The 20,950-nt window shown below is 69.4% G+C and carries 21 protein-coding genes; 12 read left to right on the top strand and 9 right to left on the bottom strand.

Going from position 1 to position 20,950, the window contains the following annotated elements; translation table 11 throughout:
• Window positions 1-35: 35 nt before the first annotated feature.
• The 4 genes from sufD to A37U_RS0116350 all read right to left on the bottom strand — a co-directional run bounded on the left by sufD (window position 36) and on the right by A37U_RS0116350 (window position 4,138).
• Complete coding sequence (sufD, locus tag A37U_RS0116365; RefSeq protein WP_020497733.1) at window positions 36-1,187, bottom strand: Fe-S cluster assembly protein SufD; 1,152 nt, start codon at window positions 1,185-1,187, stop codon at window positions 36-38.
• Window positions 1,188-2,651, bottom strand: coding sequence for a Fe-S cluster assembly protein SufB (gene sufB, locus A37U_RS0116360; protein ID WP_020497732.1), 1,464 nt, complete (start codon window positions 2,649-2,651; stop codon window positions 1,188-1,190). It abuts the gene before it with no gap.
• Entirely contained in the window at window positions 2,648-3,403 is a 756-nt protein-coding gene (locus A37U_RS44025) for a helix-turn-helix transcriptional regulator (protein ID WP_020497731.1), read from the bottom strand. Before A37U_RS44025 ends, sufB begins: the two co-directional genes overlap by 4 nt.
• A 93-nt stretch (window positions 3,404-3,496) precedes the next feature.
• Window positions 3,497-4,138 (bottom strand): GntR family transcriptional regulator, encoded by a 642-nt coding sequence (locus tag A37U_RS0116350; RefSeq protein WP_020497730.1) that lies wholly within the window; start codon window positions 4,136-4,138, stop codon window positions 3,497-3,499.
• A 134-nt stretch (window positions 4,139-4,272) separates the two neighbouring features.
• Between A37U_RS0116350 and A37U_RS0116345 the strand changes: the two genes are divergently transcribed.
• The 7 genes from A37U_RS0116345 (at window position 4,273) to mptB (ending at window position 11,571) form a co-directional block, all read left to right on the top strand.
• On the top strand, window positions 4,273-5,025 hold the full coding sequence (locus A37U_RS0116345; RefSeq protein ID WP_020497729.1) for an HpcH/HpaI aldolase family protein: 753 nt from the start codon (window positions 4,273-4,275) through the stop codon (window positions 5,023-5,025).
• Window positions 5,022-6,356, top strand: coding sequence for an MFS transporter (locus A37U_RS0116340; RefSeq protein ID WP_020497728.1), 1,335 nt, complete (start codon window positions 5,022-5,024; stop codon window positions 6,354-6,356). The genes A37U_RS0116345 and A37U_RS0116340 overlap by 4 nt, the downstream gene beginning before the upstream one ends.
• Before the next feature lie 12 nt (window positions 6,357-6,368).
• On the top strand, window positions 6,369-7,169 hold the full coding sequence (locus tag A37U_RS0116335; protein WP_020497727.1) for a carbon-nitrogen hydrolase family protein: 801 nt from the start codon (window positions 6,369-6,371) through the stop codon (window positions 7,167-7,169).
• 147 nt (window positions 7,170-7,316) lie between these two features.
• Entirely contained in the window at window positions 7,317-7,919 is a 603-nt protein-coding gene (locus A37U_RS0116330) for a TetR/AcrR family transcriptional regulator (RefSeq protein WP_020497726.1), read from the top strand.
• Window positions 7,916-9,082, top strand: a complete 1,167-nt coding sequence (locus A37U_RS0116325) for an NADH:flavin oxidoreductase (protein ID WP_020497725.1) — start codon at window positions 7,916-7,918, stop codon at window positions 9,080-9,082. Before A37U_RS0116330 ends, A37U_RS0116325 begins: the two co-directional genes overlap by 4 nt.
• A gap of 18 nt (window positions 9,083-9,100) precedes the next feature.
• Entirely contained in the window at window positions 9,101-9,874 is a 774-nt protein-coding gene (locus A37U_RS0116320; RefSeq protein ID WP_020497724.1) for an SDR family oxidoreductase, read from the top strand.
• A gap of 53 nt (window positions 9,875-9,927) precedes the next feature.
• Window positions 9,928-11,571 carry a polyprenol phosphomannose-dependent alpha 1,6 mannosyltransferase MptB gene (gene mptB / locus A37U_RS0116315; RefSeq protein ID WP_240437598.1) on the top strand — a complete coding sequence of 548 codons (1,644 nt, stop codon included), beginning with the start codon at window positions 9,928-9,930 and terminating at the stop codon, window positions 11,569-11,571.
• On the opposite strand, the gene A37U_RS44020 is transcribed toward mptB, so the two are convergent.
• The 3 genes from A37U_RS44020 to A37U_RS0116305 are packed head-to-tail and all read right to left on the bottom strand — an operon-like array spanning window position 11,555 to window position 14,302.
• Window positions 11,555-12,769: a glycosyltransferase gene (locus tag A37U_RS44020; protein WP_020497722.1), complete on the bottom strand. Its 1,215-nt coding sequence runs from the start codon at window positions 12,767-12,769 to the stop codon at window positions 11,555-11,557. The genes mptB and A37U_RS44020 overlap by 17 nt on opposite strands.
• Window positions 12,738-13,649, bottom strand: coding sequence for a DMT family protein (locus tag A37U_RS44015; protein ID WP_020497721.1), 912 nt, complete (start codon window positions 13,647-13,649; stop codon window positions 12,738-12,740). The genes A37U_RS44020 and A37U_RS44015 overlap by 32 nt, the downstream gene beginning before the upstream one ends.
• Window positions 13,646-14,302 (bottom strand): DUF998 domain-containing protein, encoded by a 657-nt coding sequence (locus tag A37U_RS0116305; protein ID WP_157182867.1) that lies wholly within the window; start codon window positions 14,300-14,302, stop codon window positions 13,646-13,648. The genes A37U_RS44015 and A37U_RS0116305 overlap by 4 nt, the downstream gene beginning before the upstream one ends.
• A 141-nt stretch (window positions 14,303-14,443) precedes the next feature.
• Between A37U_RS0116305 and A37U_RS0116300 the strand changes: the two genes are divergently transcribed.
• From A37U_RS0116300 to A37U_RS0116290, 3 genes are read left to right on the top strand one after another with little or no spacing between them, the layout of a single operon-like run.
• Window positions 14,444-15,370 (top strand): ABC transporter ATP-binding protein, encoded by a 927-nt coding sequence (locus A37U_RS0116300; RefSeq protein ID WP_020497719.1) that lies wholly within the window; start codon window positions 14,444-14,446, stop codon window positions 15,368-15,370.
• Window positions 15,367-16,140: an ABC transporter permease gene (locus tag A37U_RS0116295; protein ID WP_020497718.1), complete on the top strand. Its 774-nt coding sequence runs from the start codon at window positions 15,367-15,369 to the stop codon at window positions 16,138-16,140. The genes A37U_RS0116300 and A37U_RS0116295 overlap by 4 nt, the downstream gene beginning before the upstream one ends.
• Before the next feature lie 26 nt (window positions 16,141-16,166).
• Entirely contained in the window at window positions 16,167-17,120 is a 954-nt protein-coding gene (locus tag A37U_RS0116290; protein WP_020497717.1) for a COX15/CtaA family protein, read from the top strand.
• A gap of 9 nt (window positions 17,121-17,129) precedes the next feature.
• On the opposite strand, the gene A37U_RS0116285 is transcribed toward A37U_RS0116290, so the two are convergent.
• Entirely contained in the window at window positions 17,130-17,438 is a 309-nt protein-coding gene (locus A37U_RS0116285; protein WP_020497716.1) for a hypothetical protein, read from the bottom strand.
• A 50-nt stretch (window positions 17,439-17,488) separates the two neighbouring features.
• Here A37U_RS0116285 and A37U_RS0116280 point away from each other — a divergent pair, with 50 nt between their 5' ends.
• Both A37U_RS0116280 and A37U_RS49740 read left to right on the top strand, forming a co-directional pair.
• Complete coding sequence (locus tag A37U_RS0116280) at window positions 17,489-18,463, top strand: quinone oxidoreductase family protein (RefSeq protein WP_020497715.1); 975 nt, start codon at window positions 17,489-17,491, stop codon at window positions 18,461-18,463.
• Between the two features lie 305 nt (window positions 18,464-18,768).
• Window positions 18,769-19,608 (top strand): C40 family peptidase, encoded by an 840-nt coding sequence (locus tag A37U_RS49740; RefSeq protein ID WP_240437597.1) that lies wholly within the window; start codon window positions 18,769-18,771, stop codon window positions 19,606-19,608.
• Here the strand turns inward: A37U_RS49740 and A37U_RS0116265 are convergent.
• On the bottom strand, window positions 19,584-20,828 hold the full coding sequence (locus A37U_RS0116265; protein WP_026197276.1) for a glycosyltransferase: 1,245 nt from the start codon (window positions 20,826-20,828) through the stop codon (window positions 19,584-19,586). The genes A37U_RS49740 and A37U_RS0116265 overlap by 25 nt on opposite strands.
• Window positions 20,829-20,950: the final 122 nt, after the last annotated feature.

Genomic DNA, 20,950 nt, shown 5'->3' with positions numbered 1-20,950 from the left:
TTCCTTCGTTATCGCTTGTGGTGGTTCGGGCCGGCTCAGGCACCGACTGCTTCCAGCTCGGCCTCGATGGCGCTCTCCAGCCGCTCCCGGACCTCCGGGACGTCGATCTTCATCAGCAGCTCGTGGAAGAAGCCGCGCACGACCAACCGCCGCGCCTGGTCCTCCGGAATCCCGCGGGCCTGCAGGTAGAACAGCTGTTCGTCATCGAACCGGCCGGTGGCCGAGGCGTGCCCGGCGGAGACGATCTCCCCCGTCTCGATCTCCAGGTTCGGCACCGAGTCGGCGCGCGCGCCCTGGGTGAGCACCAGGTTGCGGTTCAGCTCGAAGGTCTCGGTGCCCTCGGCGGCCGCCCGGATGAGCACATCGCCGATCCAGACGGTGTGCGCGTCCACGCCCTGCAGAGCGCCCTTGTAGACCACGTTCGAGCGGCAGTTCGGCACCGCGTGGTCCACGAACAACCGGTGCTCGAAGTGCTGGTGCGCGTCCGCGAAGTACAGCCCGTCGAGTTCGGCGTCCGCACCCGGCTGGCTGAACTGCACGGTCGGCGAGACCCGCACCAGGTCGCCGCCGAGGGCGACGAGGGTGTGCCGCAGCGTGGCATCCCTGCCGAGCTTGGTGTGCTGCGCGGAGACGTGCACCGCGTCGTCCGCCCAGTCGGTGACCACCACGACCGAGAGCTTGGCTCCGTCCCCGGCGACGATCTCCACGTTGTCCGCGTAGATCCCGCTCCCCCGGTGGTCGAGCACCACGGTCGCCTCGGCGAACCGCTCGGCACGGACCTGGATGTGCCCGTAGGCGACCTGGTCCGTCCCCGGGCCGGTGACCGTCACGGTGACCGGTCCCTCGAGCTTGGTCTCCGCGGGCACGCTCACCACGGTCGCGGTCTCGAACGCGGAGTACGCCTGCGCGGCGATCCGGTCGCCGGGGATGCCCGCCTCGCCGAGCCGGGAGTCCGTGCGGTCCACGGTCTCCACGCTCGCTTCGCCGATCACCTCGACCGTCGCCGAACCGCTCGGCTCGGCGCTCCCGTCGTGCAGGCCGCGCAGCCTGCGCATCGGGGTGAACCGCCAGTCCTCCTCGCGGCCGCCGGGTACCTCGAACGCGTCGACGTCGTACGAGCGGAACCGCTCTCCCTTGGAAACTTCCGGGACGACGGCTTCCGCCGCCTCCGCAACGTTGGTCGACATCTAGCCGACTGCTCCTTCCATCTGCAGTTCGATCAGCCGGTTGAGTTCGAGCGCGTACTCCATCGGCAGCTCGCGGGCGATCGGCTCCACGAAGCCGCGCACCACCATCGCCATCGCCTCGTCCTCGGTCAGGCCGCGGGACATCAGGTAGAACAGCTGGTCCTCGCTGACCTTGGAGACGGTCGCCTCGTGACCCATGGACACGTCGTCGTTGCGGATGTCCACGTACGGGTACGTGTCACTGCGGCTGACCGTGTCCACCAGCAGCGCGTCGCACTTCACCGTGGAGGCCGAGCCCGTCGCCCGCTTCGCGACCTTGACAAGACCGCGGTACGAGGTACGCCCGCCACCGCGCGCGATCGACTTGGAAACGATCTGCGAGGAGGTGTTCGGCGCCAGATGCTCCATCTTCGCGCCCGCGTCCTGGTGCTGGCCCTCACCGGCGAACGCGACCGAGAGCACCTCGCCCTTGGCATGCTCGCCCATCAGGAAGACCGAGGGGTACTTCATGGTGACCTTGGAGCCGAGGTTGCCGTCGATCCACTCCATGGTCGCGCCCTCTTCGGCCTTGGCGCGCTTGGTGACCAGGTTGTACACGTTGTTCGACCAGTTCTGGATGGTCGTGTACCGGCAGCGGCCGCCCTTCTTGACCACGATCTCCACGACCGCGGAGTGCAGCGAGTCGCTGGAGTAGATCGGCGCCGTGCAGCCCTCGACGTAGTGCACGTAGGCGTCCTCGTCGACCACGATCAGGGTGCGCTCGAACTGCCCCATGTTCTCGGTGTTGATCCGGAAGTACGCCTGCAGCGGGATGTCCACGTGTACGCCCTTCGGCACGTAGATGAAGCTGCCGCCGGACCACACGGAACTGTTCAGCGCGGAGAACTTGTTGTCCCCGGACGGGATCACCGAGCCGAAGTACTCCTCGAAGATCTCCGGGTGCTCGCGCAGACCGGTGTCGGTATCGAGGAAGAGGACGCCCTTCTCCTCGAGGTCCTCACGGATCTTGTGGTAGACGACCTCGGACTCGTACTGGGCGGCCACACCGGCGACCAGCCGCTGCTTCTCCGCCTCTGGGATACCGAGCTTGTCGTAGGTGTTCTTGATGTCCTCGGGAAGGTCGTCCCAGGTCTGGGCCTGCTTCTCGGTGGACCGCACGAAGTACTTGATGTTGTCGAAATCGATCCCGGACAGGTCGGCGCCCCAGTTCGGCATCGGCTTGCGCTCGAACAGCCGCAACGCCTTCAGGCGCTGCTCGAGCATCCACTCCGGCTCGTCCTTCTTGGCCGAGATGTCGCGGACGACGTTCTCATCGACACCACGTCGTGCGCTGGCACCCGCCACATCGTCATCGGCCCAGCCGTACTGGTAGTTACCAAGCGTGGCAAGGGTTTCCTCTTGCGTCAGTGCCTGGTCCGGCTGGGGCTGCGCTGTGGTGGTGCGCTGCTCTGCAGCGGCAGTCATGCGGGTGTTCCTCCATCCTGAGCGTTCGACATCTCAGTTCCTGTTGCGGGACTCTTCGTCCCCTTGGGTACCGCGGGTACGTGCGTCGTACAGACCGCGTCGCCGCGCGCGATGGTGGCCAGCCGCTGTACGTGCGTGCCGAGTGCTTCGGCGAACGCGGCGGTCTCGGCCTCGCAGAGTTCGGGGAACTCCGCGGCAACGTGCGCGACCGGGCAGTGGTGCTGGCAGAGCTGCTCACCAGAACCGAGCGTCCTTGTCGACGCCGCGTATCCCTCTCGGGAAAGCAGGTTGGCAAGGGCGGTGACCCGTTCCTTGTCGTTCTCGCCGGCGAAACGCTTCGCGAGCGAACGGCGCGCCTCGACGAGCGCAGACATCCGCGAGGCCGCGAACGCCCGTACCGCCTCCTCACCGCCGTGTTCACGGAGGAACCGCAGCGCGGAGACCGCGAGATCGTCGTAGGCGTGACCGAACCTCGCCCGTCCCGCCTCGGTGAGCGAGAAGTGCTTGGCCGGCCTGCCACGACCGCGGTGCCCGAGCGTCGGCGCCTGCCGCTCGCACGCCTCACCATCGGCGAGCAGGGCATCGAGATGCCTGCGCACCGCGGCGGCACTGAGCCCGAGCTCCTCGGCGACCGCGGCCGCCGTCACCGGGCCCTGTTCGAGCAGCAACCGTGCGACAAGGTGCCGAGTGCCGCCATCGGGCGCGGTCTCCCCGCGTCCACTGCCAGCCTCGACGTTTTTCACAACACCCATGTTACGTAATTCGGTCAAGCCTGGCCAAGAGGGGTCGGGTTGTCCGTTGTGTCACACCCGGACCGGTTCAGTACTGGAGAGACTCCAGCCGCCTCACCCCGGCAGGACGGACACCACCTCGGGCACCGGTTTGAGGTGTTCGGTCAGCACCCGCACCGCTTCCGCCTCGTCGTTCACGTCCAGCGCGGCGACAAGGGCGCGGTGTTCGGCATCGATCACGCTGAGCCGTTCCGGTCGCGCGCGCATGGCTCGGACGGCCACTCGCTGCTGCCGGGAGCGCAGTGTGTCGTAGAGCTCGGTGAGCACGGTGTTCCCGGCCGCGGCGACCATGCTGCGGTGGAACGAGCGGTCGAGGCTGGACACCTGGAACCAGTCCTGCGCCTGTTCGGCCTCCTCCATGGGACCGACCAGCTCGGCCATCTCCCGCGGAGCACCGGCACCTGCCGCGCACAGCGTGCTGATCGCGTGCCCCTCGATGAGCCGCCTGCTCTGGTAGACCTCCTCGAGCTCACGCGCGGTCACGGTGCGCACCTGGGCACCCTTGCGCGGAAGCAGGGTGATGAACCGTTCTGCGTGCAGCCGGTGGAACGCTTCGCGCACCGGTGTCCTCGAGACCCCGGTCTCGCCGGAAACCCACTGCTCATCGAGGAATTGACCGCCGTCGAGCGTGCCCTTGATGATCGCGTCCCGCAGCCATTCGTAGACGCGTTCCCGCGCCGGGCGTCCTTCGCCCACCGTCACCTCCGTGTCGCCGGAAACAGATCGTAACAACACCCTGGACACTTCTGACATCCCTCGTGTATACACGGCGAATACCTCAGCCTATGAGGCTTGAGCCAACCCATTGAGTGAATTACGAGGAGTGTGCAATGGCGCCCGAACCAGCCGACCGCCGCTATGCGATCTGGCTTTCCGACCCGAGCTTCGCCGCGGTGGAGATCGCCCGTGGCCTCGGCTATGGGGCCGTGGTCCTGGACATCGAACACGGTGCGTTCGACCTCGCCGATCTCGAACGGTTCATCCCCTTCTGCCGGGCGACCGGGCTGGAAGTTCTCGCCAAGGTGCTCGGCCCGGAGCGCGGACCGATCCAGCAAGCGCTCGATTTCGGCGCCGATGCCGTGGTGATCCCACACGTGGCGAACGCCGAGCACGCGCGCGAAGTGACCGGCTTCGCGAAGTTCCCGCCGCGCGGCGACCGCAGCTTCGCCGGTGGGCGTACCGCGGCCTACGCGGGGATGAGCGACGCCTGGATCACCGAGCAGGACGCCAAGACCCGGTGCCTGCCGATGATCGAGGACGCGGGCGCACTCGAGGAGATCGAGGCGATCCTCGCGCTGGACACGGTGGACGGCGTCTTCGTCGGGCCCTCGGACCTCTCGCTGCGCAGGGAGCGCGGGGCCTACACGCGGGAGGCCGGGGACTTCGCCGATCTGGGCCGGGTCGCCGAAGCGGCGAAGACCGCGGGCAAACCGTGGATGCTGCCCGCGTGGAGCACCGAGGAGAAGGAGTTCGCCGCACGCAACGGGGCGGACCAGCTCGCGCTGATCATGCAGCACGGCGCGCTCTCCGCCGGATTCGCCGGCCCGCTGCACGAGATGCGGGCGCTCGAGGCCAAGCCGTGACGGCCGGGCCCGGGACCTCCAGCGAGACCCCCGCCCGTGCCTCGCGCATCGGGCGGGCCCGCTGGGGCATCGCGGGGGTCATCGGCCTCGGCATGTTCGTCAACTACATCGACCGGGTCAACCTCTCGGTCGCGACACCGGAGATCATGCGCGATTTCCACGTCAGCGCCGGGCAGATGGGCATCATCTCCTCGGCCTTCCTGTGGACCTACGCGATACTGCAGATGCCGATCGGCTCGATCATCGACCGCATCGGCGTGCGCTGGGTGAACCGGGCCGCGGCGGCGCTGTGGGCGGTCGGTTCCTTCCTCTCCGCCGCCGCGGGCGGGCTCGGCCTGTTACTGATCTCCCGGCTCATCCTCGGCATCGGCGAGGTGCCGACCGTGCCCGCGGGGTGGAAGGCCATCGGCCAGTGGTTCCCGCAGCACGAACGGGGCAGGGCGACCTCGATCTTCGACGGCTGCGCGAAGATCTCGAACGTGGTCGGCATACCGGTCATGGCGTTCCTGGTGACCACGTTCAGCTGGCATGCCGCGTTCATCTTCACCGGAATCCTGAGCCTGCTGTACCTGCTCGTGTGGTGGCTGCTCTATCTGACGCCGCGCCAGTCGCTGGCCAAGGGCAGGCTCGGACAGGCGGAGTTCGACTACATGCGCTCCGGCGGTGCCCAGGACGAGCGGGTGACCGGCGCTGGTTCGTTGCGCGGTATCGGCTACCTGCTGCGCCGCCGCAAGACCTGGGGCATCGCACTCGGCTACGCGGCCTACACCTACTCGTACTACGTGCTGCTCACCTGGCTGCCCGGCTATCTCGGCAAGCAGTTCGGGGTGAACCTGCTCTCCGGCGGCGTCTACACGATGATCCCCTGGCTGATCGCGGTCATCGCGCAGTTCGTGTTCGCCGGGGTCGTCATGGACCGCTGGATCAAGCGCACCGGGAACGAGACCAAGGTCCGCCGCGTCGTGCTCGTCACCAGCATGCTGGTCTCGCTGACCGTAGCCGGGGCGGCATACGCGGGATCGATCGCCGTCGCCCTGGTGTTCCTCTCGATCGGCGCGGCCGGTCTGGCCGTCTCGAATCCGGCGGGCGCCACGATCATCGCGCTCGTCGCCCCGGAGGGATACACCGGTTCGCTCGGCGGGATCGTCAACTTCATCGCGAACCTGATCGGGATCGCCGCACCGATCGTCACCGGCCTCGTCGTGGACGCCACCGGGTCCTTCGCCGGCGCCTTCCTGGTCACCGGCCTCGTCTTGATCGCCGGGATTCTTTGTTACACAGTCGTTCTCGGCAAGGTCGAGCGGATGCCCGCCCCTGCCACGGATCATTAGGAGGAGACAACCATGGTCGCTGTCGCGGTCGCCCAGTTCAACGCAACCGAGGACAAGGCGGGCAATCTCAAGCAGATCACCGATCTCGTCGACCGCGCGGTCTCCAGGGGCGCGCATGTCGTCGTGCTCCCCGAGTACGCCGGGTTCACCGCGCCGCGGATGGACGACCGGTTCGTACGTTCCGCGGAACCGATCGACGGACCGTTCGTGACCGCACTGCTCGGCAAGGCGCAAGAATCGGGCGCGTACCTGGTCGCCGGGTTCAACGAGGCGATCCCCGGAGCGGAACGGGTGCACAACACCCTGATCGCCGCCGCGCCCGACGGATCCATCGCGGCCGCCTACCGCAAACTGCACCTCTACGACGCCTTCGGTTACGCCGAATCGGACCACATCCAGCCCGGGGACATCGAGGCACCGGAGACGTTCACCGTCGGCGGGCACACCTTCGGCCTGCAGACCTGCTACGACCTGCGCTTCCCCGAGGTGACCAGGCGGATCGTGGACGCGGGCGCGGACACCCTGCTGCTTCCCGCCGAATGGGTCCCCGGACCGCTCAAGGAGAACCACTGGATCACGCTGCTGCGCGCCCGCGCCATCGAGAACACGATCTTCCTCGCCGCGGCCGACCAGAGCGCGCCGACCGGGGCGGGCAACAGCATGATCGTGGATCCGATGGGCGTAGTGCTCGCCTCGCTCGGCGAGTCGGTGGGCACCACCGTGGCCGAGCTGTCCACCGAGCGGCTGGCCGAGGTGCGCACGAAGAACCCGGCACTGTTGCTGCGCCGGTTCTCGGTCACCCCGGCGGAGTAGCCCACAACCCCGGGTTCTCCTTGCTCTGCCCATTCGCGGGAGCGGCGGTACGGCTGCTGCTCCCGCGGATTTTTTTGACCCCGGATTTTCAATCACTGATTGAATCATAGGTTGATACGGCGACCGGCAAGTGATCTAATCCCCGGCATGGCTGCGACGACGAGTTCTCCGACGGTCGAGCATCTACTGGCTGTCGCCGAGACACTTCTGCTCGAACACGGCTACGAACACGTCTCGGTGCGCGCGATCAACGCGGCCGCGGGAATGAATCCGGCGGCGGTGCACTACCACTTCGGGTCCAAGGCGGCCCTGGTCGGCGAGCTGCTCGAGCGCCGCCTCGGACCGCTGTGGCAGGATCGGCTCGCCGAACTCGCCGCGCGCAGGCGCAATGGCTGGACGCCGACCGTCGGGGAACTCGTCGATGTCGCGCTCGACCCCCTCGCCGAGCTCGCCGCTGATCCGGTCGGCAGGCTCCGGCTGCGGCTGCTGGCCACGGTCGTGCTCGCCCGGGTCGATGTGCAGTGGCATTCCCAGTGGTTCAGCCTCGCCCCGTGGGCCCGGCTGCTGCGCACCGCCTGCCCCAGGCTGAACCAGCGAGAGGCCGAACGCCGCTGGGCCCTCGCCTTCGAACTGGTGTTGCGCGCCTTCGGCCAGCCTGCGGGCGAACCGCCACGCCGGGGCCGGGCCGCCTTTCGCACCGTGCACGCCTTCGTCACCGCGGGCCTCACGGCCGAAGAGGAGACGCCGTGACCGCACCGGACGTGTTCTCCTCCGCCCGCATCGGCCCGGTGCGGCTGCGCAACCGGATCATCAAATCGGCGACCTTCGAGGGAGTCACCCCGGACGCGCTGGTCACCGGGGAACTGATCGATTTCCACACCCGGGTCGCCGAAGGTGGTGCGGCCATGACCACGGTCGCCTACTGCGCCGTCGCCCCGGAAGGGCGTACCGATCGGCACCAGATCTGGATGCGCCCGGAAGCCGTCCCCGGACTGCGCAGGCTCACCGAGGCGGTACACGCCCAGGGTGCGGCGATCAGCGCACAGCTCGGGCACGCCGGACCGGTCGCGAACGCGGCATCCAACCGGGCGCCGGCGCTCGCCCCGATCCGGCTGCCGAGCCCCTTGGGGATGCGCGTCATGCACGCGGCGAGTCCCGGCGATCTCGAGCGCATCATCGCCGCGCACGCCGAGGCCGCGCGGCTGGCCGAACGGTCCGGCTTCGACGCCGTCGAGCTGCACTTCGGGCACAACTATCTGGCCAGTTCCTTCCTGAGCCCGTTGCTGAACCGGCGCGCCGACGAGTACGGCGGCAGCCTGCGCAACCGGGCGCGGCTCGCCCTGTCCATCGCCCGCGCGGTGCGCGAAGCGGTCGGCGGGCGGCTGGCGATCACCGCGAAGCTGAACATGGACGACGGGGTGCCCGGCGGTCTCTGGCTGGACGAGAGCCTGCGGGTGGCGGAGTGGCTCGAAGCCGAGGGCACGCTCGACGCGCTCGAGCTGACCGCGGGCAGTTCCCTGCTCAATCCGATGTACCTGTTCACCGGGCAGGCACCGGTGCGCGAGTTCGCGGCGGCGTTTCCCACGCCGCTGCGGCTCGGCCTGCGGCTTGCCGGAAAACGGTTCCTGCGCGCCTATCCGTACCGGGAGGCATATCTGCTCGAAAAGGCCGAGCAGTTCCGCGCCCGGCTCGATATACCGCTGATCCTGCTCGGCGGGATCAGCCAGGCGGACACGATGCGGCTGGCCATGGAGCGCGGATTCGAGTTCGTCGCCATGGCGCGTGCGCTGCTGCGCGAACCCGACCTGCCCGCACGGCTGCGCACCGAACCGCGGACGCGTTCTCTGTGCGTCCACTGCAACAAGTGCATGCCGACGATCTATCGCGGAACCCATTGCGTGCTCGCACGCTGAACGAGTGAGGAGATGCCCATGGCTCCGATCGCGGTCACTGGAGCCGCCTCCGGTATCGGTGCGGCGACCACCGAGACCCTGCGCGCGGCCGGGCACGAGGTGATCGGCATCGATCTGCGGAACGCCGAGGTGTGCGCCGACCTCGGCACGCGGACAGGCCGGGAGGGTGCCCTCGCCGAGCTGCACGAACGCTGTGCGCACGTGCTCGACGGGTTCGTCTCCTGCGCCGGGCTCGGCCCGCACATCGACGATCCCGCGCTGATCTCCTCGGTCAACTACTTCGCCGCCGTGGCCATGCTCGACGGACTTCTCCCGGCCCTGCGCTCCGGCACCGACCCGGCCGCGGTCGTGGTCTCCTCGGTGGCCTCCGTCCAGGTGCGGTGGTCGGAGAACCCGATCGCGCCTGCCATCGAATCCGGGGACGAATCCGCGGTGACCGCCGCGGTCGCCGCGGCCGGGGACTATCGCGGTCACTACGCCTATGCCGCCGCGAAGAACGCGCTCACCGTCGCGGTGCGCAGGCGGGCCGGCGACTGGGGCGCGGCCGGGGTCCGGCTGAACACCGTCGCCCCCGGGGTGGTGGACACCCCGCTGCTGCGGGACGGCCTCGCAGACGAGCGCTACGGTGCGGCGATGGAGGCCTTCCCCACCCCGGTCGGCAGGCGCGGGCAACCGCAGGACGTCGCCACCCTCATCGCCTACCTGCTCAGCGCCCAGGCGGGTTTTGTGCACGGGGCCCAGTTCGTGATCGACGGCGGGGCGGACGCGCTGACTCGGCCCGAACAGTTCTGAGCCGCCCCGAACCCGTGCGGGGCCACCCCGCCACCGGCCGCTAGCCTCTCGGTGTGGTTGCCCAGGACACAGCGACGCCGATGGCGGGCGGAAGCGAGCCCGCCGAAGCGGACCGGGCCACGGCCAAACCACCGCTGAACGACACCGAGCGGCGCCAGTTCGACCTGGTCCGCCGGTTCGGCACGCTCGGCGCGCTGCTGCTCGCCTGCGGATCCCTCGGCGCGGGGGCCGCCCCGGTGTTCAACCCGGTCCCCGATATGCCGGTGATCGGACTGTTCGCGCGGCTGCCCTCGGTGGCCATCGCCTGCTCCTACACCGGGCTGTTCGCGATCCTGGTCGCCTGGCTCTGGCTCGGCCGGTTCACCCGCCCGGACAAACCGCGGTTGGCCACCACCCGCCAGCTCAACCGGGTCATGCTGCTGTGGACCGCGCCGCTGGTGTTCATCCCGCCGATGTTCTCCCGGGATGTGTACTCCTATCTGGCGCAGTCGAAGATCTTCCTGCTGGGCATGAATCCCTACGAGGTCGGGCCCGCCCCCGGTCTCGGCACCGCCGACCTGCTGGCGCGCAATGTGCCCAATGTGTGGCGTGAGACCCCGGCGCCGTACGGGCCCGCTTTCCTCGCCGCGGGCCGGGCGATCACCTCACTGGTCGGCGGGGACCATGTCATCTCGGCGGCACTGCTGCACCGGTTCCTCGAACTGATCGGCGTGGCGCTGTTCGTCTGGGCACTGCCCCGGCTCGCCCGGCGCTTCGGGGTGCAGCCGGTCAGTGCCCTGTGGCTGGGCGCGCTGAACCCACTGGTGCTGTTCCACCTCATCGCGGGCGCGCACAACGAGGCCCTGATGATCGGCTTCATGCTCGCCGGGATCGAGGTGGCGCTGACCAAGATGCCGCCGGTTCCGCTGCCCGGTGAACCGGTGGCCCCGATCACTCGCGCCGAACTCGGCTATTTCCTCGGAGGCGCCCTGCTCGTCTCGGTCGGCGCGGCGATCAAGTTCACCGCCCTCGTCGGGCTGGGTTTCCTCGGGGTGCACGCGGCACGAAGACTCGGCGGCACCTGGCGGCGGCTGATCCAGGTCGGTGTGGTCAGTATGCTGGTCTCGGGTGTGGTGCTGGCCGGGTTCTCGATGATCGGCGGGCTCGGCTTCGGCTGGTTCTCCGCCGCGCTGAGCACGCCCGGCCAGATCAAGACCTTCCTGGCACCGATGACCGATATCGGCAACGTCACCGGGCAGATCGGCATCGCGCTGGGATTCGGCGACAACACCGACGCGGCCATCGACCTGTTGCGCCAGTTCGGCATGGTGGCCAGCGTGCTCATCGCGGCCGCCGTGCTGCTGCTCTCCTTCTACGGCAAGGTCCGCCCGCTCACCGGGATCGCACTGGCCTTCGGGGCGATCGTGTTCTTCGGCGCCTCGGTGCAGCCCTGGTACCTGCTGTGGGCGATGATCCCGCTCGCCGCAGGGATCGCCGCGCCACGGTTCCGCATCTGGGTCGCGCTGATCGTCACCGCGGCCACCCTGGTGTCCCCGATGCCGACCGGGAGCAGCCCGACCGGGGGCGGGTTCGTGGTCCCCGAATCCATCGTCCTCGCCCTGATCGTGCTCGCGGTACTGCTGCTCCTGGTCCGCAACCGGATCCCCGTGCTCGGCTTTTCCCTGTGGCGCAAGCGCTCGCTCACGCCACGGGACTGAGCACGCGCGCCGGTTCGCGCGGCGACGGCAGCTGGGCGGTGTAGATCTCCTCGAAGGTGGCGAGCGTCTTCTCCAGCGCGTGCCCCGCGGCCAGCCGTCCGCTCGCCTCGCCCATCCGCGCACTGGTGCCCGGGGTGCCGAGTACCGCGCGCAGTTTCTCCGCCAGTTCGGTGATGTCGCCGGGAGTGAACAGCCAGCCGTTCTCTCCCTCGCGCACCAGGTGCGGCAGCGCGACCGCGTTCGCGGCCAGGATCGCGGTACCCGAGGACATCGCTTCCAGCGTGGCCAGGCTCTGCAGTTCGGCGATCCCGGGCATGCAGAACACCTCGGCCCTGGCATAGGCCGCGCGCAGTTCCTGTTCGGAGACGAAACCGTGGAAGCTGACGCGCTCGGCGATCCCGAGCTCCCGGGAACGCCGCTCCAGTTCGGCACGGCAGGATCCGTCCCCGATGATCTCCACCCGCGCCGCGATTCCCGGTTCGATCCTGGCTACTGCGGCGAGCAGTTCCTCGACCCGCTTCTCCTGGTCCAGCCTGCCGACGAACAGCACCGTGCCCGGCCGCACCGAACCGTGCCCGCGGTACGACTCGGTGTCGATACCACAGGAGACCGCGCGAACCGATCCGGGGAACCCGTTGTCCCGCAACAGTTCCGCAGCCAGCTCGGTCGGTGTGGTCACAGTGCTCGCCGTGCCGAACACCCGGCCGAGATCCCGCCAGGCCAGGCGCATCGCGGTGCGGTGCAGCATTCGGGGCAAGTGCGCGTAGGCGAGCAGGTTCTCCGGCATGAAGTGATTCGTGGCCACCGCGGGAATCCCGTTGCGTTCGGCGGCGCGCAACAGCGCCCGGCCGATCAGGAAGTGCGACTGGGCGTGCACGATGTCCGGCCGCGCCCGCTCGAGGATGCGGTCCGCGGCCGCGTTCGCCTGCCACGGCAGGCAGATCCGGAAATCCTCGTGCACCGGTATTCTCCGGGACCGGATCCGGTGCACCGTGGCCCCGCCGAAGGATTCGACGCGCTCGGCCCCGTCGGCACTCGGACAGGCCACGTGCACCTGGTGCCCACGCCGGGCCAGCCCGGTGGCGAGCCGTTCGGTGAACCGCGCCGCCCCGTTGACGTTCGGCGCGAAGGTATCGGCAGCAATCAGCACCCGGAGGGCGCGATTCTCATGCGGCGCCGCGCTGGACGAAACGATCATCAGTAACCCCTGCTTTCGGTTGATCGACCAAAGTCGTGACTGAAGCGGGACGAGCCGGATGGCCGGCCCGATCCCTGGCGAGTACGGTGATCCCGGCCACCGCGAGGACCGCGGAACCCACGATCACCGCCATGGAGCCGGAACCGGTGCGCATCGCCTCACCGAGCACCCCGAATCCGAGCCCGACGGCCATCGCCGGATCACCGACGGTCTGGCAGGCGAGCACCAGATCGGGAGAACCGGCCGCGTAGGCGTGCTGGATGAGCCACCCACCGGCCAGCGCGGAGACCACGGCCGCTGCGACGACGGCGAGCACCGCGAGGCTCAGGCCACCGGAACCGAGGGTGATCGCCGCCGCCCTGGTGAGCACCGAGACCAGGGCATAGCAACAGGCCCCTGCCGCGGCGAAACCCAGACAGCGCGCCACCCCGCCGCAGAACAGGCCGAGCAGCACGCATCCGGCGACCGCGGCGAGCACGACGCCGCCCGCCACCACGGTGTCGAGCAGTCCGGGCGGGGCCGCGCTCACCGCCGGTGCGCCGAACCCGAGGAACCCGGCCAAACCGAGCACCACGAGCCCGACCCCGGTCACTTCCGCACCGCGGGCCCGGCCGCGCCTGGCGTGCACGGCGAACCCGGTCGCCCCCGCGAGGGCCAGCACCCCGATCGGCTGGACCACCGCGAGCGGAGCGACCGCGAGGGCGACGGCGTGCAACGCGGACGCGGACACCAGGCAGCCGAGCCCGAGCAGCCAGCGCCGGTCCGCGAGTAATGCCCGCACCCGAGTGCCGCGCCGGTCGACCGCCCCGTGCTGCATCAGGGCCGCGACCGCGAACCCCGCCGCGGCCAGGACCGCGAGCCCGATCCCCAGCGCGATCACCGGGCACCCCGCAACAGCCGGCGCGGCAGATACACCAGCTGACCGAGCAGCACCAGCTCGGCCAGGTACAGCACCCGTTCGAAGAGCCCGAGTCCCTGGCGCAGCAGCTCCGGCGCCGCCGAAAGATGCGCGGAGAGAAAACACCCCAGCAGTCCGGCCACGACCCCCGTGGTGCTGCGCAACATCGCCGCATACCGGCTCATCCGCTCCCGCCGGACCACCGCAACCGCGGCACACAACGCCAGTGCCGGGATCCCGAACAGCAGCAGCCCCGAGGAATACTGATGGATGTAGGCCGGAACCGTCTTCAGCGCGCCGTGGTCGGTCGGGAACATCCCGGCGAGCAACGCCCCGAGCAGCAGTGCTCCGAAGGCGAGCCGCACCGGCAGCGGGCGGTCCAGTCCGGCCCTGGAGAACCCGAGCAGCGTGGCGAACCCGGCCACCGCGATCCCGAGCGCGCTCAACCCGAGCAGCCAGCCGCCCGGCACGAACACGTACTCGCTGATCGTGTTCCGCAGCGGATCCAGCTGCCCGCCCGCGAGTACGTGCAGCGCGGTCACCAGTGCGGCGGCGGTGCCGAGCGCACCGAGGCCCACGGTCACGGGTGCCCCGCAGGCCCGCCTGCCGTACTCGAGTTGCCTGATCTCGGTCACCAGGAAACCTTTTCGCGGAACGCGGTTCGCCACCATCGGGAGACCTCCCGATTTCGGGTTCCGGTTTTCCCTGACCGAGCTGGGGGTTGTCCCTACCCCCTCACCCCGTGTGACCTCACCCACCGGCCTAGCATCGACGCCGTGACCGAGCCGGCGCTGCAGATCGAGAATCTGGTGAAGACCTACGGGGCCACTACCGCGCTCGCGGGCATCGACCTGCATATGCCCGCCGGTTGCGTACTCGCGCTGCTCGGTCCGAACGGGGCGGGCAAGACCACGACCGTCGAGCTCTGCACCGGATTCGGCACCCCGGACTCGGGGCGGGTGCGGGTGCTCGGCATGGATCCGGCCACCGCGTCCGGCAAGCTGCGGGAACGTATCGGCGTGATGCCCCAGGGCGGCGGCGCCTATCCCGGAGTGCTGGCCGCGGAGATGCTGCGCCTGGTCGCGGCCACCGCGCGCCATCCGCTCGATCCGGAATGGCTGCTGCGCGTGCTCGGGCTCGACGCGGCCCGGCGCACCCCGTACAAACGGCTCTCCGGTGGCCAGCAGCAGCGGCTCTCGCTGGCCTGCGCGCTGGTGTCCCGGCCGGAACTGGTGTTCCTCGACGAACCGACCGCGGGCATGGACCCGCAGGCGCGGCACCTGGTGTGGGAACTGGTGCGGGCCCTGCGCGCGGATGGGGTCGGGGTGCTGCTCACCACCCATCTCATGGAGGAGGCCGAGGCGCTCGCCGATGAGGTGGTGATCGTGGACCACGGCACGGTGGTCGCCGCGGGGACTCCGGGCGAGCTCACCGCGGCCGCCCCGGACACCCAGCAGCTGACCTTCCGCGCCCGCACCGGCCTGGATCTCGACCTGCTCACCGCGGCGCTGCCCGAGGGGTACACCGCGGACGAGACGAAACCGGGCGCCTATCTGGTGTGCGGGGCGATCGACCCGCAGGTGGTCTCGACCGTCACCGCATGGTGCGCCCAGCACGGGGTGCTCGCCGAGGAGCTGCAGGTCGGCAAGCGCACCCTCGAAGACGTCTTCCTCGAACTGACCGGACGGGAGCTGCGCTCATGAGCGAGCCGACCTTCGCCGCGGGTACCTTCCGCCCCGATCCCGGCCGGGCCGGGCTCGCCCGGATCCTCGGCGTGCAGGCGCTCACCGAGACCAGGCTCGCGCTGCGCAACGGCGAACAGGTGCTGCTGACCCTGCTGATCCCGATCGTGTTGCTCATCGGGCTCGACCTGGCCGGTTTCATCCCGGTGCCCGCACCCCGCGTCGACACCATCGCGCCCCGGATCCTGGCACTGGCCATCATGTCGAGCGCGTTCACCAGTCAGGCGATCAGCCTCGGCTTCGACCGCCGCTACGGGGTACTGCGCAGGCTGGCCGCGACCGCGGTGCCGCGCTGGTCGATCGTCGGCGGCCGGATGCTCGCCGCGCTGGCCGTGGTGATCATCCAGCTGGTGGTCCTCTCGGTGATCGCGCTGCTGCTCGGCTGGTCCCCGGCAGCGAGCGGGCTCCCGGCCGCGGTGCTGCTCGTGCTGCTGGGTACCGCTGCCTTCGGTGCACTCGGCGTGCTGCTCGGCGGGGCGGTACGCGCGGAGATCGTGCTTGCCGTGGCGAACCTGGTGTGGTTCGTGCTGTTGCTCGCCGGCGGGATCGCGGTCGGCGCGCGGGACGGGTTCGCCGCGATCGTGAACTTCCTGCCGTCCGGGGCACTCGCCGAGGGTCTGCACACCGCGCTGGCCTCCGGTGGCTGGCCCGGATGGCAACCGATCGCCGTGCTCGCCGTCTGGGCTCTGGTCGCGGGCGGGGTGGCCACGCGGACCACCCGGTTTGTGTGACGGATCACCGGCCTACCATCGACCTCGTGCCGTCCCTCTCCCGCCTCGCCCCCTCGTACCGGCTCCAGCACCTTTCCGCGGTCGTACTCGTCGGGCTGCAATGCCTCATCGCCGTCACCGGCGCGGTCGTGCGTGTCACCAGTTCCGGGCTCGGCTGCCCGACCTGGCCCCGGTGCACCGCGAGCAGTCTCGTCCCGATCGCGCATTCCGGTATCGATCCGGCGAACACCTGGATCGAGTTCGGCAACCGGATGCTCTCCGGCGTGGTCGGCGTCGTCACCCTGATCGTGTTCCTGCTCGCGGTGCTCGCCAAACCGCGCCGCAACCGCCAGGTCATGCTCGCCGGGGTGATGCTGCTCGGCGTGGTCGCCGAGGCGGTCATCGGCGGGATCACCGTGCTCACCGGGCTGAGCTGGTGGATCGTGTGCGTGCACTTCCTGGTCAGCCCGGCCTTGGTCTGGCTGTCCATCGTGCACCTGCGCACGATCGACGAGGGCGATGCCAAACCGCGCTGGCTGCTCCCGCTTCCACTGCGCGGCCTGCTCGTCGCGCTCTCCGTGGTGTTCACCGTGCTGCTGATCGCGGGCACCCTGGTCACCGCGGCCGGTCCGCACGGCGGGGATGCCCGTTCGCCACGACTCCCGCTGCCCGTCGCCTCGCTCACCCAGCTGCACGGTGATCTGCTGGTGGCTTTCCTCGCGATGCTCGTCGCGCTCGGCTTCGCCTTGCGCGCGTTCTCCGCGACCAGGCAGATGTGGCGCCGCTACTGGACGCTGCTCGCGGTCACCCTGATCCAGGGGCTGATCGGCTTCGTGCAGTACCTGCTGAGTGTGCCCATGGCGCTCGTGGTCGTGCACGTGATCGGCGCGGTCGTGGTCACCGCGAGCACCGCCGCATTGTGGTGCGCGGCGCGCGATCGCGGCCCACGCCTCGGCGCACCCGCTCCCGAAGCCGAGAAGCTGGACGCCCAGCAGGTCTGAAGGGGCACGCTACCGGCCGGCCCGCGGACCGGCCATCGCCCTGCGGTGCGCCGAACCGATCTGCACCGCGGCCACCGTCGGGCCGTCCCAGCTGCCCGATTCCAGTCCGCTCGCGGCCACGAGTGCCTCGGCGGCCTCGACTCCCCCGCGCACCACGACGTCGCCGAGCGCTCCGTCCTCGCCGACCAGCACCACCCGGGCGCCCGCCTTGCCGATGTTCTCCACCACCGCGCGAACCTGTTCACCGTGTGCCGCGATGAACCCACGCACCGCGGCCAGCTCACGCTGGTTCGGTGCGGCTGTCTGCTCGTCTGTCATGCGTGCCACCCTAATCGCCGACAACACTCGGTTGAGGAGGATTCCGGGAAGTGACAGCGAACGTGACGAACGCAATCCGGGTACACGAGACCGGTGGTCCCGAGGTGCTCCGGCTCGATGAGGTCACCCGCGAGGCGGGGGCCGGGCAGTTGCTGGTCCGGGTCGAGGCCGCCGGGGTGAACTTCATCGACACTTATCAGCGTTCCGGGGTGTACTCCGTGGAACTCCCGCACGCGCTCGGGCTCGAGGGGGCGGGGACCGTCGAGGCGGTCGGCGACGAGGCGAGTGATTTCACCCCCGGTGACCGCGTTGCCTGGGTCTGGGCGGCGGGCAGCTACGCGGAACACACCGTCGTTCCCGTGGAGCGGGCCGTACGCATCCCGGACGACGTGGACACGAAGACCGCGGGCGCGCTGATGCTGCAGGGACTCACCGCGCACTACCTGCTGCGCTCTACCTATCGGGTGGACGAGACGGACACGGTTCTCGTGCACGCGGCCGCGGGCGGAGTCGGCCTGCTGCTCGTGCAGCTCGCCAAATCACTCGGCGCCCGGGTGATCGCGACCGCCTCCACTGCCGAGAAGCGGGCACTGGCCACCGGGGCGGGTGCGGACGAGGTGCTCGGCTACGAAGGCTTCGACACCAAGCTGCGCGAGCTGACCGGGGGAATCGGGGTCTCGGTCGTCTACGACGGGGTCGGCAAGGACACCTTCGACGCGAGCTTGGCCAGCATCCGCCCACGCGGCTACCTGGTGCTCTTCGGCGGATCGAGTGGCCAGGTGCCGCCGTTCGACCTACAGCGGCTCAATGCGGCGGGTTCGCTGTTCGTCACCCGGCCTTCCCTCGGCCCGTACATCGCCGACCGTACCGAGTACGAGTGGCGGGTCGGTGAGCTGTTCGAGGCGGTGGGGAACGGTTCGCTGAACGTCCGGATCGGCGGCAGCTACCCGCTGGCCGAGGCCGCGAACGCGCACCGTGACCTGGAAGGGCGCAAGACCACCGGAAAACTGCTCCTGGTCCCGTAACCCATCGCCCTGCGTGAGCGAGGCCACGATTATGCCGTGATCTGAGTCACAAAAGACAACCGGTGCGCCGCTCACACGTCGTTGATCTTCTCGGTGCTGACCTGCACAAATTCGAACAGAGCGAAACAGACCCGTCGACCGACACGGAACACCGATCGGGCGGCGGGTCTTTTCATTCCGGGTCCCCCCGTGTTTATCGTTCCGTGATCGGTTCGAGATCGCTCCCCCGAACCTTGGCGGCCTCGGCCCGATCACAAACGATGACCCCCGATAAACTCGTTTGATTGGACCTGGAGGGAATCTCCGTGCCAAGCCACAAGTGGACAGGTGCGTCCGAACAGTGGACCGTGTCCCTTCCGTACCGTCCGAGTGCTCCCCGCAGAGTCGGATCCGCGCTGCTGGTCGGCGCGGCGATCACCGGAGGTGTCGTGGCGAGCGCGACCACCGCCTCGGCATCGCCGAAGACCAAATCCGGCGGAATCACCACCACGCAGAGCATGGACACTGCCGAGAAATCGACCGTCACCGAGAATGCGAAGGTGAACTTCGGCGGAACCCTGAAATCCGGCGAAAGGCCACTCGCCGACCAGGAAGTCGAACTGCAATGGCGAACCGGCGACGGCGCCTGGCATGACGGCCCCACCGCCAAGACAGACGAAAACGGGCACGCCACCCTGTCCGCGAACGTCGCCGGCAGCTCCCAGTGGCGCATCTCCTTCCCCGGTGCCGGCTTCTACTCCGGAGCGTTGTCCAGCGTCTCGGTCGTCTACACCAAGAAACCGACACCACCCGAGTCCATCAACCAGCGAATCGTGAACGCCGCGGCGGCCCAGCACGGAAAGCCGTACAAATACGGCGCCACCGGACCCCGTTCCTTCGACTGCTCCGGGCTCACTCAGTTCGCGCACAAGGCCGTCGGCATCAACCTGCCCCACAGCTCGGGCGCGCAGCGCAACGCGACGCGGAGTATTGCCAAGGGCCAGGCCGCGCCGGGCGACATCATCTTCTTCGCCAACGGCCGCAGCGTGTACCACGCCGCCGTCTACGCGGGCAATCACAAGATCTGGACCGCCCCGGACTCCGGCGACGTAGTGAAGCTGCAGAACATCTGGACGAACAGCTACACCGTCGGCCGCGCCTGGTAGCGGTTCCGGTCGGCCGCGTCGCGAAGCAGCTTCGCGGCCACCGTCGCTCCATCGGTTCGGATCGTGCTCGCCGTGGTCCTGGCTCGCTTCTCGGTCGCGGGAGCCAGGACCACGGCGAGCACGGCAGTGAGCGATTCGACGGTCGGCCGCGAACCCTCGTGTGCCGCACCGATGCCCAGTTCGGCCACCCGGGCCGCCCAGTGCGGCTGGTCCGCGATCTGCGGCACGATCATCTGGGGCACACCGGCCAGGGCTGCCGTGGTCGTGGTGCCCGCCCCGCCGTGGTGCACGACGGCGGCCACCCTGCGGAACAGCTGCTGCTGGTTGACCTCACCGAGGACGAAGCAGTCCCCCGCCTCGTCGATAGGCGCCAACTCGGCCCAGCCTCGGGCCAGGACGATCCGGCGGCCCAGCGCGCGAACCGCCTCGATCGCCACCCGGGCCAGGTCCTCCGGGAGATATGCGGCCATGCTGCCGAAGCCCACGTACACCGGTGGCTCACCGGCTTCCAGGAACGCCTCCAGTCCGTCCGGAAGCGGCCGCTCGTCGGGCAGAATCCATGCCCCCGTCCGCACGAGCTCGAGCTCGGTGACGTCATCGGCCGGGCACAGTGGCCCGGCCGCGGCCAGCCACGGCCGTTCGGTCACCACGTGGTGGCGCACGTCGTCCACCGGCGGCAGCCCGATCTCCGCCCGATGGGTGTTGAGCGGTTCGCGATACATCGCGTTCACCCCCTGGGCGTCCAGCTCCCACAGCACCCGATTGTCGGTCTCCCCTTCCGAGCTGGGTGTGCCCGGACGTCCGAGCGGCGGGCGGTCTCGCGAGGGCAGCCCATAGCTGTGGAAACAGGCGAACACATAAGGGATGCCCAGTTTCTCGGCGACATCCCGGGCACCAGCGGGCAGCAGTCCGGTCGCCAGCAGCGCGTCACAACCCTGCGCGGCGGTCGTGAGTGTCTGGAATCGCGCGGCGACCAGTTCAGCGGCGAACCGGAACGCGTCCTCGGCCGTCGGGCGCTTCGTTCCGGCGACCACCGAGCGCACCGTCCGCGGGCTCAGCGGCACCAGTGGCACATCGATACGGGCCAGCAGCTTCGCGAAATCCTCGTCCGGTGGCGCGCACACCCGCACCTCCGAACCGAGTTCGCGCACCGCCGCCGCCAGCCCCACCAACGGTTCGACATCTCCGCGTGACCCCACCGTCGTCAACAGAACACGCACGTCGTGACTCCCCTAATGAGGGTTAGCGGGTCGGCTATCCGGCAGACTCGCGCCCGGTAGCTGCTGGCAGGTGAGCACTCTGATCCCCTGGACCCTTCACGGAGTCCTGAAAAAAGACTGTG

The organism is Sciscionella marina DSM 45152 (genome assembly GCF_000379465.1).
GTDB lineage: Bacteria > Actinomycetota > Actinomycetes > Mycobacteriales > Pseudonocardiaceae > Sciscionella > Sciscionella marina.
This window is presented reverse-complemented; position numbering and strand designations above follow the sequence as displayed.